Source organism: Streptomyces sp. TLI_053, from assembly GCF_900105395.1.
Lineage (GTDB): Bacteria > Actinomycetota > Actinomycetes > Streptomycetales > Streptomycetaceae > Kitasatospora.
Genome location: NZ_LT629775.1, coordinates 1,768,339 through 1,783,054, shown reverse-complemented (window position 1 = coordinate 1,783,054; position 14,716 = coordinate 1,768,339). Strand labels below are relative to the sequence as shown.

At 76.4% G+C, this 14,716-nt stretch carries 5 protein-coding genes; 3 read left to right on the top strand and 2 right to left on the bottom strand.

Annotated features, from left to right (window positions below):
- The first annotated feature begins 88 nt into the window (after positions 1 to 88).
- Both BLU95_RS44980 and BLU95_RS43825 read left to right on the top strand, forming a co-directional pair.
- Positions 89 to 3,493, top strand: coding sequence for an FtsK/SpoIIIE domain-containing protein (locus BLU95_RS44980; protein ID WP_286158619.1), 3,405 nt, complete (start codon positions 89 to 91; stop codon positions 3,491 to 3,493).
- Positions 3,403 to 4,926: an FtsK/SpoIIIE domain-containing protein gene (locus tag BLU95_RS43825; RefSeq protein WP_231978684.1), complete on the top strand. Its 1,524-nt coding sequence runs from the start codon at positions 3,403 to 3,405 to the stop codon at positions 4,924 to 4,926. The genes BLU95_RS44980 and BLU95_RS43825 overlap by 91 nt, the downstream gene beginning before the upstream one ends.
- A 57-nt stretch (positions 4,927 to 4,983) precedes the next feature.
- On the opposite strand, the gene BLU95_RS06920 is transcribed toward BLU95_RS43825, so the two are convergent.
- Together BLU95_RS06920 and BLU95_RS06915 are read right to left on the bottom strand one after the other, a co-directional pair.
- Complete coding sequence (locus BLU95_RS06920) at positions 4,984 to 5,286, bottom strand: WXG100 family type VII secretion target (protein ID WP_030396211.1); 303 nt, start codon at positions 5,284 to 5,286, stop codon at positions 4,984 to 4,986.
- A 72-nt stretch (positions 5,287 to 5,358) separates the two neighbouring features.
- Complete coding sequence (locus BLU95_RS06915) at positions 5,359 to 6,141, bottom strand: hypothetical protein (RefSeq protein WP_093859200.1); 783 nt, start codon at positions 6,139 to 6,141, stop codon at positions 5,359 to 5,361.
- A gap of 185 nt (positions 6,142 to 6,326) precedes the next feature.
- Between BLU95_RS06915 and BLU95_RS06910 the strand changes: the two genes are divergently transcribed.
- Positions 6,327 to 14,660 carry a putative T7SS-secreted protein gene (locus BLU95_RS06910; protein ID WP_093859199.1) on the top strand — a complete coding sequence of 2,778 codons (8,334 nt, stop codon included), beginning with the start codon at positions 6,327 to 6,329 and terminating at the stop codon, positions 14,658 to 14,660.
- Positions 14,661 to 14,716 lie beyond the last annotated feature (56 nt).

Here is a 14,716-nt window from a genome sequence, read left to right as displayed (position 1 = left end):
TGCGGCCGGGCCGCGCCCCGGCACCGTCCCGGCCGACGACCCGCCCCGACCCCCAGTCCAGCCTGCCCGACCCCCTGGAGACCTCCCGGTGAAGCTGACCGTCACCGTCGCCGACGGCACCGACCGTCGTGACCACGTCCTCGACCTGCCTCCCGGCGCGACCGTCGGCGAACTGGCGGCGGCCCTGGACCGACGGGACCCCGACCCGGTGGAGGTCGTCGCGACCGCCGGACCGGGCTACGGCCCCGGTCCGTCCGGCGGCGACATGGAAGCCTTCCTGGCCGGAACGGGAACCGTCGCCCCGCGCGGACTCCACCTCGGACCGCGGCGGTTGGACCCGGCGACGGCCGTCGCCGGGACGGGGGTACGGGAGGGTGCCGTGCTCGGTCTCGGGGTCCCCGCCGACGAGCCCGACCCGGTCCGGAGCAGCGCGCCGGACCGGCGCCCGGGCGACCCCGTCCAGCTGGAACTGCACCTCGTGTCCGGTCCGGGGGCGGGGCGGGTCTGGCGGCTCGGGCCCGGCAGCCACGAGATCGGCACCGATCCGTCCTGCACGGTCCGGCTCCGTGGCTCCGGCGCTCCGGCGGGCGGCCTCTGGCTGACCGTCGGCCCGGACGGCTCGGCGGGTTGGCACCGCGCTCCGGTCGGTCCCGGCCGGCCGGACGGTCCCGGGGGCTCCCCGGACGACGACCCCGACCGCGGCAGTGACTTCGACGGCCACGGCCACGGCCACGGCCACGGCTACGGCGACCGGGACGGCGACGGCGCGGGCGCCCCCGAGGGCGGCGGCCCGGCCCGGGGCGAGGGTGAGGGCGACGAGGCGGTCGCCCTCCGCACACCGAGCCCGCCCGCCACGGACCGCGACGTCCACAGCGACCGCACCCGTCGTACCGCCACCGGTGAGCGCGCCCCCGCCCCCGCCCGCTCCGCCCGCCGCGGCGCCCCGCGCCCGGCCGCCCACCGCGCCGACGGCGGCACCGCCTGGCCGCTGGGCGCCGACCTCACCGTCGGTGCCGCGCTGCTGCGCCTGGTCGAGCCGGTCGAGCCGGACGCCGCCGTGGTGGCGTCCGCCGACGGCATCGGCGTCGACTACAACCGCCCGCCGCGGATCGTCCCGCACCTGGACGCCGAGCGGATCCGGCTGCCCCTGCCGCCGACCGCCCCCTCCCGGCGGCCTTTCCCGCTGCTGCTGATGCTGGCCCCGATCGTGCTCGGCATGGTCATGGTGGCGGTCTTCCAGTCGTACTTCTACCTGGTCTTCATCCTCTTCAGCCCGCTGATGGCCGTCTCCAACTGGATCGTCGGCCGGCGCGGCAACCGCAAGCAGCACGAGGAGGCGGTGGCCCGTTACGAGGCGCGGCGCCGGGTCCTGGAGCAGGAGGTCCGGACCGCCGCCGACCGCGAGCGCCGGGTGCGCGGAGTGGCGGGGCCGGACCCCGCGACGGTCGCGCTGACCGCCACCGGCCCCGGCGGCCGGCTCTGGGAGCGCCGCCGGCACGACCCCGACCACCTGGTGCTGCGGCTCGGCACGGTCGACCAGCCGTCGGTCAAGGAGATCGACGACCCGGCACGGGACGAGAACCACCGCCTGGTGCGCTGGAACATCCCGGACGTGCCGATCGGCATCGAGGTGGCGGAGTTCGGCGTGGTGGGGGTGGCCGGCACCGGGCCCGTGGTGCAGGCGCTGGCCCGCTGGCTGGTCGCCCAGTCCGCCGTCCTGCACAGCCCGCGGGACCTGCGCGTCGTCGTCCTCTCCGACCGCTCGCGCGACGACGGCTGGGCCTGGGTGCGCTGGCTTCCCCACCTGCGCCCGCCCGGCGGAGCATCCGGACCGGGCGGCGGCGCCGGGCCGGTGGTGGCCGTCGGCAACGACCCGGAGTCCACCGCCAACCGGATCTCGGAACTGGTCGCGCAGATCCAGGCCCGTCGGCGGGTGCTCGGGTCCTCCATGGGCAAGGCGATGTTCAACGAGCCGGACGTGCTGGTGATCGCCGACGGGGCGAGGCAGTTGCGCGACGTGCCCGGCATGGTGCAGGTGCTCACCGACGGGCCGGGGGTCCGGGTGTTCAGCGTCTGCCTCGACGCCCAGGAACGGCTGCTGCCCGAGGAGTGCGGCACCGTCGTCCTCGCCGCCGGGCACCGCCTCACCGTCCGCCGCACCGGCGCACCCGACCTCACCGACGTGCGCGCCGACCTGGTCGACGCCGACTGGTGCGAGCAGGTGGCCCGGGCGCTCGCACCGGTCCGCGACGTCAGCCCCGAGCACGACGCCGGTCTGCCCCAGCTGGTCCGGCTGCTGGACCTGCTGCGGCTCGAACCGCCGGACCCCGCCGCCCTGCTGGCCCGCTGGCGCCGCCGCCCGGCCACCACCTCCTTCCTCCTCGGGACGGGCTACGACGGCCCGCTCACCCTCGACCTGGTCCGCGACGGACCGCACGCCCTGGTCGCCGGGACCACCGGCTCCGGCAAGTCGGAGCTGCTCCAGTCCTTCGTCGCCTCGCTGGCCGCCGCCAACCGCCCGGACGAGCTCACCTTCGTCCTGGTCGATTACAAGGGCGGGTCCGCGTTCCGCGAGTGCGCCGAACTCCCGCACAACCTCGGCATGGTGACCGACCTGGACGCCCACCTGGTGGAGCGGGCGCTGGAATCGCTCGGCGCCGAACTGCGGCGCCGCGAAAGGCTGCTGGCCGATGTCGCGGCCAAGGACCACCCGGAGTACCGGTCCAAGCGGGTCGCGGACCCGACGCTGCCCCCGCTGCCGCGGCTGCTGCTGGTGATCGACGAGTTCGCCACCCTGGTCCGGGAGGTGCCCGACTTCGTCCCCGGGCTGATCGGGATCGCCCAGCGCGGCCGCTCGCTCGGCATCCACCTGGTGCTCGCCACCCAGCGGCCCTCGGGCGCCGTCACCAGCGACATCCGCGCCAACACCAATCTGCGGATCGCGCTGCGGGTCACCGACTCCACCGAGAGCCAGGACATCATCGACACCTCCGAGGCGGTGCACATCCCGGCCTCCGCGCCCGGGCGCGCCCTGGTCCGGCTGGGGCACCGGTCCACGGTGCCGTTCCAGAGCGCCTGGGCCGGTGCGGCCCGCCCCGACCCGGCCGACCCGGACGGCGCGGCCGCCGCCGAGCGGCCCCGCGGGGCGGTGCGCGCCGCCGCCCTGTCCTGGAGCGGCCTCGGCCGCCCGCTCGCCCTGCCGCCGGTGACGGGCGACCCCGCCGCACCCGCCGCACCCGTCCCCACCGACCTCCAGGCCCTGGTCGCCGCCGTCCGCGAGGCCGCCGCCGCCCTCGACGACTTCGTCCCGCAGCCCAGCCCCTGGCTCCCCGCCCTGCCCGAGGAGGTGCAACTCGACGAGGTGGCGGCGCTGCTGCCGCCCCCGAGGACGGGGCGCTCCCGGTGGTCCCCTACGCGCTGGAGGACGTTCCCCAGCTCCAGCAGCGCCGGGTCGCCACCGTCGACCTGGCCTCCTTCGGTCACCTGTACGTGATCGGCGCCCCCCGGTCCGGCCGCACCCAGGCCCTGCGCACCCTGGCCGGATCGGTGGCCAGGACGGCCTCCTGCGCGGACGTCCACCTGTACGGGATCGACGCCGCGGGCGGCGGCCTGGCCGCCCTCAACGCCCTGCCGCACTGCGGGGCGGTCGTCTCCCGGCACGACCACGAACGGCTCGAACGCCTGCTGCACCGGCTCACGGCCGAACTGACGCGACGTCAGGAACTGTGCAGCGACCGGAACGCGGCCGGGCTCAACGAGCTGCGCGCCGCCCTTCCGAAGCCGGAGCGGCCCGCGCACGTACTGCTGCTGATCGACGGCTGGGACGCGCTGTCCGGGCTGCTGGACGACCACGACAACGGCCGGCTCGCCGACCTGGTCACCCGGCTGCTGCGGGAGGGCGCCGCGGCCGGCATCCACGTCGTCGCCACCTCCGAGCGCTCACTGCTGGGCGGCCGGCTCGCCGCGCACAACGACCACAAGCTGCTGCTGCGCCAGGGCGACCGCAACGACTACCAGTTGGTCGGACTCTCGCCGAGCAAGGTGCCGGCCGGCATCCCGGCCGGCCGCGGCTGGCACACCCTGAGCGGCACCGAGACCCAGGTCGCGCTGCTCGCCCCCGGCGCCGGCGGCCGGGAACAGGCCAGGGCGCTGGCGGCGATCGGTGCGGAGAGCACCCGGCGCGACAGCGCGGTGCCGGCCGGACTGCGGCCCTTCACGGTCGCCGCGCTGCCCCGCTCGGTGGACTTCGCGGAGGCCTACGCGGCCGTCCCGGAGGAGTCCCGCCGCCCGCTGTGGGGCCTGCTCGGCCTCGGCGGCGACGACGCCGGACCGGTCGGGGTGGACCTCGCCGGGGCCGCCGCGGCCTTCGCGGTGCTCGGCCCGCCCGGATCCGGCCGCAGCACGGCGCTCGCCTCGCTGGCCGTCTCCCTGCTCGCCGGCGGCACCGGGCTGGTCGTCCTCGCGCCGCGCCACTCCCCGCTGCGGGCGCTGGCCCGGCACGCCGGGGTCCGGGTGCTGACCGATCCGGACCCGTCCGCGCAGGACGTGCAGGCCGCCCTGGACGAACTCGCCGGCCCCCGCGTGGTGGTGGTCGACGACGCGGACCTGCTGGCGGCGCCCGCCTGCGACCGGGTGCTCAAGGAGGTCGCCGCCTTCGGCCGGGACCGCGGCCTCGGCCTGCTCTACGCGGGGTCGGCGGACGCCCTTCAGCTGGCGATGGGCAGTTGGCTCAGCGCGGCCAAGCGGGCCCGGCGGGGGCTGCTGCTGGGGCCGAAGAGCCTCCAGGAGGGCGACATGATCGGGGTCCGGCTGCCGGTGCACCTGATCCGGGCCACCCCGGTCGCGGGCCGCGGCTGGACCACCGGGCGCGGCGGCGAGGCGATGGCCGTGCAGGTGCCGCTGACCGTGCTGCGCACCGAGGACTGAGCGCACCGCCGGGGTGCGCGGCACGGAGCCGCGCACCCCGGCGGTGCGGTGGCGGTGTCAGCTGCTCTCGCGCAGGCTGCTCGCCATGTCCTGGTCCATCTGGTGCATCTGGTCCTTGATCTGGCGGAACTGCTTCGCGAAGCCCTTGATGCCCTCCATCGCGGCCAGCAGGCTGGTGTTGAACTTGTCGTACGCCTCCTGCATCGCCGGGCTGGACTGCTGGAACACCATGCCGTCGCCGAGCAGGTTGTTCACGTTGTTCTTCAGGTCGTTGAGCATCGGCACGATGTTCTCGGCCGCCGAGTCGAGCTGGCCCGAGGTGGTCTCGATCTTCTCGAAGTCGAGGGAGATGTTGGGCATGTCGCGGTCCTTTCGAAGGGGGGGATGGCCGGCCGGGGAGGTCGTGGGTCCCGGCCGGTTCGGGCGGCGCCCTCAGTCGTCCTGGGAGCTTCCGCCGCCGGTCTGCTGCCACTCCTGGCCGGGGCCGTTGCGGTGGTACTGGGTGGCCTTGCCGTCGTTGTCGGTGACGGTCATGTCGCCGCTGCCGTCCTCGTGCAGATGCGTCTCGGCGTGGTTCTTGGTGCCGTCCGCGTACACGGTGTCGGTGGTGAACGAGCGGCCGTGGTCCGAGTAGCTGGTGGTGGAGGTGTAGCTCTGCCCGTCGTGGGTGACGGTGGTCTCCTCCTTGATCACGTTGTGGTCGGAGTCCAGGGTGAGGTGGGTGTGCACCGAGCCGTTCGCGGTGTCGATGGTCTGGTCGACGGGCGGTGCGCCGGGGTCGGTGGCCCGGCAGAACTCCGGCACGGTGCCGTCCGCGCCGGGGTGGCACTGGTCGGCGTGGGCGTTGCGGTACTCCCAGGCGGCCTGCCGGTCGCGCCACTGGTCGAGCCCCATGTTGGCGCCCATCACGCCCAGCCCGTCGGCGATCTGGGCGTCCACGTCGAAGAAACCGTCGGCGACGGCGCCGAACACGTCGCCGAGCTTCTTGAGGTGGTCCACGGCCCGGTTCATCGGGTCCTTGGAGAGCCGGTAGAGGCTGCGGAAGCCGTTGGTGACGTTCGGGTCGCCGAACACCGCCTGGGCGTCGCCGAGCTTCCCCGAGCCGTACTGGGAGAACAGGCTGTCGTGCAGGGTCGGGGAGATCCGGTCGGCCAGGTTGTGGAGGTCCTTGCGGGCCTCGTGCAGGACGCCGTAGTCCATCGAGAAGTCGGGCACGGGATTTCCCTCCGGTCGGATCGGCGCGCGGTTCCCGGTCGACCACGTGCCGGCGGCCCGCACGGTTCACCGGACAGCGGAGGCCGGCCGTCGTGAACCGTCCGGGACCCCGGCACGTGGTCCCCCCGAGAGGTGCCGCGCGCCGCGGCGGCCGGGCCGTGCCCACGGACGAGGAGGAGACGACGGTGCCCCAGCGTCCGACCGACTGGAACGCGATCGGCCTGTCCGCCGACCCCACACCGGGGGACCCGGACCGGATCGACGAGGTGCAGCGCTCCCTGGCCGACCTCGGCCGCACCGCCCGGGAGATCGACGACGCCCTCGCCGCCGTGCTCGACAAGACCGGCCAGGGCGCGTTCACCGGGCAGACGGCGGACGCCCTCCGGGACAAGATCAGCGGGCCGCTGCGGGCCTTCGTCCAGTCGGTGGCCGACGGCTTCGAGAACTCGGCGCGGGCCCTGACGACCTACGCCGGAGTGGTCCGCGACCAGCAGTGGCGCGCCGACAACGCGCTCTCCCAGGGCCGCGGCCTGGCCGAGGACGACACCCGGCGCACCGAACTGGCGAGCACCGCCCGTCAGGCCGGCACCGCCCAGGACGAGGCCGGCCGCACCGCCGGATCGGCCCTCAGCAGCGCCGCCCGCGGGATCAAGCAGCCGGTCTCCGACTGCGACCTGTTCTGGGAGGCCTTCCAGTGGCTGGCGATCGCGCTGATCCTGCCCGCGCTGATCTTCGGCGGGCCGATCGCGCTGCTCGCCATCGGCGTCAACCTGGCGATCTTCGTGAAGACCGCGGTCGACTTCTCCCAGGGCAAGGCCAGCGCGCTCGACCTCTTCCTGTCCGGCCTCGGCATGATCGCCCCCACCACCAAGGGCCTGCCGCTGCTCAAACTCATCAGCGCCGGGGCCAAGTTCACCTGGACCGGGATCAAGGGCGTCGCCCAGGCCGTCGGGGGCTTCTTCCGCGGCGTCTTCACCGGCGGCGGCTCGCACGCCTTCGCCTTCCTGCCGGGCCTCGCCGACCTCGCCCGGATGACCGGCGGCTGGGTGAAGGCGGGCGGCCTCTGGGTGCTGAACGGGGTCACCAGGCTGCCGCACTTCGCCGGGGTGACCTTCCGGGCGAGCGGCATCGCCGTGGTCAACGGCGTCAAGGGCCTGCCCGCTCTGGTCCGCGGACTGCCGGCCAACCTCCGGCTGGCCGGGTCCGCCTCCTGGGACTTCGCGCGCGCCCAGCTCGGCGGCGCCAAATGGCTGCGCCTGGTGCTGCCCGTCGATGCGGCCGAGATCGGCCGGTACGGGCTGCGCGGCGCCCTGCGGATCGGCCTCTGGGAGCGCGGGGTCCTCGGCAACTTCCGCTACGGCGCCCCGCTGCTCGGCACCGCCGGGCGGACCGCCGCCGCCGTGCCGGTGCCGCCGCCGGTGCACAAGGTCGATGCCCTGGTGGACCTCTCCCGCACCGATCTGGCGAAGGTCAGGGTCGGCGACTGGGCCGGGCCGCGGCGGCTGGAGATCCCGCACCTGGAACCGTCCGGCTCCGGCCTCTCCTACACCCGGCCGTCCGACTTCCGCCTGCACAACGACCTGGCCGACCGCCTCTCGATCGCCCCGGACGCCGTCCGCCGGCTGGACGCGCTGCTCGACACCCCGATCCGCGAGCTGCGCCCGGTCGGCAGCTGGGCCGGCGGCACCGTCGTCACCCCGGGCGGACTGCACGTGGAGACCGGACTCGGCGTCAGCGCCGCCCCCGGCGGCCTGCACGGGATCGGCGGACTCACCGGTGCCCCGACCCCCACCCCCGTGCACCTGGCCGACACCCTCACCGTCGGCGCTCCCGCCACCGCCCACGCCCCGAACCTCCAGACCCAGGCGCTCGCCCTGCACCAGGCCGGGGGTGCGCCGGCCGCCCTCGGCACCGGCGCGCTGCACACCGCCTCCCCGGCCGCCCCGGCCGTGCACACGGCCGACCTGTTCACCCCGTCCGCCGCCGCCGTACCGCATCTGACCACCGGTACGCTCCCGACCGCCGCGCTGCACGGCGGCGGCACGGGGCTGCCCTCGGCCGTCACGGGTGCCGTGACCGTCCCCGGTCTCGGCACGACCGGCCCCGGCGCGCACCTGAACGGCGCCCTCGACCTGCTGGCCACCGGCTCCCCGCTGAACCGGGCCGACGCCCCCGTGTTCACCGCGGGCGGGCACCTCGGCGACCACAGCACCCGGGCCCTGGCGGCCAGTCAGGTCAACCTGCACCTGGGGGAGTTCGCGGCGCCTCGGGTCGCCGCGACCACGGCCCCGGTGCTGCCGCCGGTGCACGCCGTCACCCCGCCCACCGCGCTGGTCGGCGTGCCCGGCCCCGGCGGTGTCACGGACCTCGGCGGGGCCGGGGCGCACGGCGGCCTCGGCCGGGTGGACGAGGCGCTCGGACTGCTCCAGCCCGGCCCCGGACACGGGCACGGCCCGGTCCAGGGGCTCGCCGGGCCGGTCCCGGCGGCACCCGCCCCGCTGCCGCCCGCCGTGCTCGGTTCGACGCCGCTGCCGCCCGTCACGCCGCTGGCCCAGGGCCCGGTGGCGCCGCTGCCGCCGGTCGGCCCGGCGCACCCGGCCGCCGGGTCGGCGCACGACCTGCCGACCGTGCCCGGTACCGGCGGACACGGCGGCCCCGAACGGCTGACCGGCGCCCAGCTGGACCGGCTCTGGCGCGAGCAGGGCGACCGGGTGGCCGGGCTGTTCGGCGCGAGCGACGACCCCGGCCGCGGCGCCCGGCTGGACGCCTGGGCCGACCTCACCCTCGCCCGGCACGACCTCGGCCGGGCCGAACGCCTGCTGGCCGACCTGCGGGCGCGCCCCGGCGGCGGTTCCCGCCCCAGCCCGGTGGTGATCCACGCCGAGGCGTCGGTGGACGCGGCCGCGTTCAAGGTCGACGTGGCCCTGGACCGGGTCACCGGCCTGGGCATCGACCCCGCCCGGATGGACCGCGACCTGGCCGCGCTGACGGCCGACAGCCTGCGCGAGCGTCCCCGGCTGCTCGGCGGCTCGGACGGCGGCGGCGGGGTGCCCCCGCACGTCGGACAGCAGCCCCAGCTCGTGCCCCAGCCCGGTCCGGCCCCGCACGGCCAGGGCCCGCAGCACGTCCCACCGCAGCACGTCCAGCCGCAGCCGCCCGCGCCGCAGCCCGTCGTGCTCGCGCTCGCCGACCAGGGCACGGCGGGCCCCAACGGCCTGCGGGTCGAGTCCACCGTCACCCCGAACGGAACCGTGCACCGGGTGCTCGACGCCCACGACGTGCCCGACCCGATGCTGCAGCCGACGCCCCGTCCCGGCGGCGGCTTCGACCTGCACGACACCCGGCTGGGCACCACCCAGTCCTACGACGGCGGCGGCCGCCTGATCGCCGAGGACCTGCCGCTCACCGGCCTCGACGGCGGCCCGGCCGGCCTGCGCGTGCACACCGACTTCGACGCCCAGGGTGCGGCCACCCACCGGGTGCTCGACCCCAACGGCGCGACCGGCCTCCAGGCCGCCCCGCGCCCCGGCGGCGGCTTCGACCTGCGCGACCCCGCCACCGGCGGCCACCGGGGCTTCGACCACGCCGGCCGGCTGGTGGAGGAGGGCCGCCCGCTGCTGCGCGGCGACGGCACGCCGTTCGGCCCGGTCCTGCTGCTCGGACACGACAACGGGACGGTCACCCGCTCGCTGTCCGGTGGCGGACATACCCTCACCGAACTGCCCGGCGGCGCCGGCCTGCGGGTCACCGACCCGGTCTCCGGCCGCTCGGCGCTGTTCGACGACGGCGGGGCCTTCCGGGCCGAGGGCCTGGCCCTGGGCGACGCCGCGGGCCTGCGCGGCCACCGCTTCGCGATGCGCCAGGGCGGCGGGTTCGTGGTGACGGACGTCGCGGGGGCAGTGGTACCGGGTTCCTCGGCGGTAGGTGTCGCGGGCGGCGGGGTGCGGGTCACGGAGGCGGTGTCGGGCGGTTCGGTGCGCTTCGGCGCGGACGGTCTCCAGGTGGAGCGTGGTGTGGCGCTGGCGGACGGGGTGGGGGTGCGCGGCGTGCGCTTCCTGGAGGGGGCTCCGCCGCGGGTGACGGATGTGTCCGGGGCGGCGGTGCCCGGTCTGTCGGGCGAGGGCCTGGCCGGCGGTGGCTGGCGGGTAACGGACTCGGTGTCGGGTGGGTCGACGCGGTACACGCCGCAGGGTGCGGTGGTGGAGCGTGGTGTGGCGCTGGCCGACGGGGCCGGGGTCCGGGGTGCGCGCTTCCTGGAGGGGGCTCCGCCGCGGGTGACGGATGTGTCGGGTGCGGCGGTGCCGGGTCTGTCCGGGGAGGGTCTGGCGGGTGGCGGTTGGCGCGTCACCGATCCGGTGTCGGGTGGGTCGACGCGGTACACGCCGCAGGGTGCGGTGGTGGAGAGCGGTGTGGCGCTGGCGGACGGCGCCGGGGTCCGGGGCGTGCGCTTCCTGGAAGGGAACCCGCCGCGGGTGACCGACGTGGCGGGCGGACCGACGGGTCTGTCCGGGGAGGGTCTGGCGGGCGGTGGTTGGCGCGTCACCGATCCGGTGTCGGGGCAGTCCACGCGGTACACGCCGCAGGGCGCGGTGGTGGAGAGCGGGGTCGCGCTCGCCGACGGGGCCGGACTGCGCGGCGGCCGGTTCGTCGTGCCGCAGGGCGGCGGGCACGCGCTCACCGACGCGGCCGGCGGCGCACTGCCCGAGCGCGTGGTGGCGCACCCCGGCGGCGGGTTCCGGGTCGAGGGCGCGCCCACCGTCCCGGGCGGCGGAGTGCCGTACGAGCGGTTCGCCGCCGACGGCACGCCGACCGCCGGCGGGCGGCAACTACTCGACGGCAACGGTGCCGTGGTGGGCCACCTGGAGCGCCCGGTGCCCGCGCCCGGCCACCCGGCGCCCGCCGGGCAGCCGGCCTGGCTGGACGCCGCCTTCCAACCGGACGCCACCCGGGTGGTCACCGCCGACGGCGCCGGTCTGCGGGTCACCGTCGCGGGGGGCTCCTACCGGGTCTTCGACGACGCCGGGCGCCTCACCGACGACGCCGCCCGGCTGCACGCGCCCGGCGGCGGCGCGCTCGACCAATGGGTGGTGGTCCACACCCCGCCCGGCGGTCCGCGCACCCTGGAGGTCCTGGACGCCACCGGCACGCCGGTGCCCAACCTCACCGCCGCCGACCGGCCCGGAGGCGGCTTCCAGGTCACCGACGCCGCCGCCGACAACGGCTTCGTCCGCTACGGCGCCGACGGCGGCCGGCTGGAGACCGGCACCGCGCTGCGCGGCCCCGACGGCAATCCCGACCGGACCTTCGCCGTGCTGCCGCCGCCCGGCCCCGGCGGCGCCGCCCTCCCGGGCCACCTGGAGAACGCGGCGGGCGCGCGGATCCCCGAACGGGCCGTCACCGTCCGCGCCGACGGCGGCCTCCAGGTCTCCGTCGACCGGCCGAACGGCCCCCGGCACGGCGAGTTCACCGCCCACGCGCCGGGTGACGGACGGATCACCCACCAGGGGTTCAACGTCGTCGACGGCGGGCGGCGCACCGATCACCAGTACGTCGTCGACCGCACCCCGGCGGCCGGCGCGACCTGGAGCCGGCAGCCGCACCCGGCCGCCGCGGTGCCGCCGCCGGCCGGCACCGGCGCCTTCCACCACGGCCGGGTGGAGATCACCGGTGGCGGCGACCGGATCCGGCTGCTCTCCTCCACCTACACGCCGGTCGAGGTGTTCGAACGCCGGGTGCTGCCCGGCGGCGGCCTGCTGGACTCCTTCCGCCGCACCGACACCCTGCTGTTCGGCGACCTCGACCGCCGCACGGTCTGGACGCAGTGGGACGCCGCCGGCGGCCTCGGCGCGCACGGCACCCGGCGCTACGACACCTCAGGCTTCGGCTGGCGGGACCTCGACCACCGCGGCAACCCCGTCCACGAGTACCGGGACGGGCTGCAGAAGACCGGCGGGGTCACCGGCCACACCCTCGCCGTCCGCAACGCCGACCGCAGCTGGACCTGGCACCGCTTCGACGGCGCCGGCCAGGAGCTCGCCCACGGCCCGCGCACCCAGCACCGCGACGCCGGCTGGACCGACCGGCTGGCCGACGGCACCCTGGTGCAGAAGCAGTGGGGGATGGGCCACGGCCCCGGCAAGGCCGGCCAGTTCCTGGAGCACACCTGGCAGGGCGGCGGCGTGCGGCAGACCTGGGAGCGGCACTCCCCGCACGGCAAGGAGGTCGGCAAGCGCGAGGTCCTGGCCACCGACAACGGGGTGCTGACCACCAGCCGCTGGTCCGAGCAGCGCCCGCCGGTGTGGGTGCGCCGGCACCTGGTGGGCGCCGGCGGGCCGCAGGGCGTCGCCGCGCACCTCGCCGACGACACCCGCTACCAGGTCTTCCTGTGGGACAAGGCGGGCGGCGTCAACCCGGGCGGAGGCGTCCGCTACGTCGGCATGGACGGGGCCGCCGTCGACCTCGGGGCCGACGGCCGCTTCGTCCGGTCCACCGGGAAGCTGCACGGCGGCACCACGCTCAAGGTCGGCGACCACGCCAACCCGCCCGCGTACCCGCCCACCAATGCGGCGCACCTGCCCTGGGAGGAGCCCGGCCGCCGCGGCTACCGGGCCGAGGTGGTCCCGCCCGCCGGGGCCGGCCGCGACCACCCCGTGTGGCAGGACCGGTTCAGCCCGGACGGCGGCGCCAACTGGCAGGTCGCCCGGGAGGGCTTCGCCGACGGCTCGGTCCGCGAGTACCGGGTGCCGCCCCAGGTGGACCCGGCGACCGCCAACGTCCAGGGCCGGGGCACCCACGCCTGGGTCCAGCGGGACGCGCACGGCAACCTGACCGGCAGCCACGACATCTGGCAGGATCCCCAGGCCAACCGGATTGAGGTCACCGGCGCCGGCCGCCCGGACTCCGGCCGGTGGACCTGGACCGCCACCGACCACCTCGGCAACCGGACCACCGGCCGCCGCGAGTTCTTCCGCGGCTCCGACGACCCCCGGCTGCCCTGGGACGACTCCTTCCGGGACTTCGACGCGGGCGGCGCGCTGCTCCGCGAGCGCAACATGCTGGACGGCGGCCGCTGGGTCGACTCCTGGCGGGGTGCGGCCCCGCCCGGCGGCGGGCAGCGCTGGCACACCGCCAAGTACGAGGCGAACGGCACCGCCGTCGACTTCGGCGCCGGGCAGCAGGTGCGCCGCTGGTGGAACGCCGACACCCGGGCCTGGCAGGACGGCTGGACGGCCGGGACCCGGCACTTCCGCGACGAGTTCCGCCCGGCCGCCGGCGGCCCCGCGCTCACCCTGCGCGAAGTGCCCCCGCACCTCGCGCTCGGCGAGGGGCCGCTGCGGGTGCGCCAGTACGTGCCCGGCGGCAACGCCCCGCACCCCGCCGGGAGCTGGAAGGAGTTCGACCACGGCGCGGTGGTCCGCGAGCGCAAGCCGCTCGGTGACGGCACCTTCCTGGAGAAGGACGCCTGGCGCGGCCAGTGGCGCCGCTACGACCAGCACCAGCGGATCGTCGCCCAGCGCACCGACAGCGGTCTGGTCTGGGAGACCGGGCCCGGCGGCAACCTGCGGGTCACCGGCAACGAGTACGACTTCCGCGGCCCGCTCACCGAGATCCGCGGCTTCGGCCGGCGGGTCCGCGAGGCCAACCGGCTGCCCTGGGGCGACTCGGTCGAGGTGCGGGTGCCGCTGATGCAGAACGCCCTCGCCGGCGTGCCGGGGCTGCCGGCGGCGCGCAACGGGGCGGTCCCGCTCGGCGAGGCCCTCTACCAGCCCTACTGGAAGGTGCTGGCGAAGAAGGTCGCGCTGGAGTTCGGCCAGGAGTTCGTGCTGGAGTTCGGCGCCAACCTGGCCGTCAACGGCATCGTCGCCGCCGCCAACAACAAGCCCTTCACCGGCAAGGACGTGCTCAAGTCCTTCGCCAACGCGGCGGTCGGGGCGGGCGTCAAGAGCCTGGTCTCCACCGGCATGCACGAACTGCGCGGCAGTGCCGCCGGCGGCCCCAAGTCGGTGTTCGGCAACGTCGACGGCGGCAAGCACGAACGACGCCACCCGAACAACCACGACAAGCACTGGGCCAACGAGTGGGCGGGCAACGAGACCCCGACCCGCTGGCGCGGCGGCACCTACGACTTCTTCTACAACGCGGCGCTCGGCGGCGTCGTCGGCTGGGTCAACGGCGCGATGAACGCCTCCGTCTGGGGCGTCACCGGCGCCGACGGCAAGACCCACGTGCTCAGCGGCATGGACGCCTTCCTGGACGGCGGTATCGCCGGTCTGGCCGGCCTCACCACCGCGAGCAGCGCGGCGCTCGCCAAGAACGCCGTCATCGCCGGCGGCGGCAGCCGCTTCTTCCACCGCCAGGGCTTCGCCGAGTTCTGGCTCCAGCTCCCGTTCAAGATCTTCGAGAAGACGGTCACCTCGCTCTGGCTGACCAACGCCTACCGGGCGAGCATCAACCCCGCCTGGTACCGCGCACCCCTGCCCGCCCCCGCCCCCGCCCCCGCACCGCCGCCCGCCCCGTGACCCCGCCCGGCCCGTGGCTCCGGCCGGTTCCGGTAGCCCGGCCCGGCCCGGCCCCG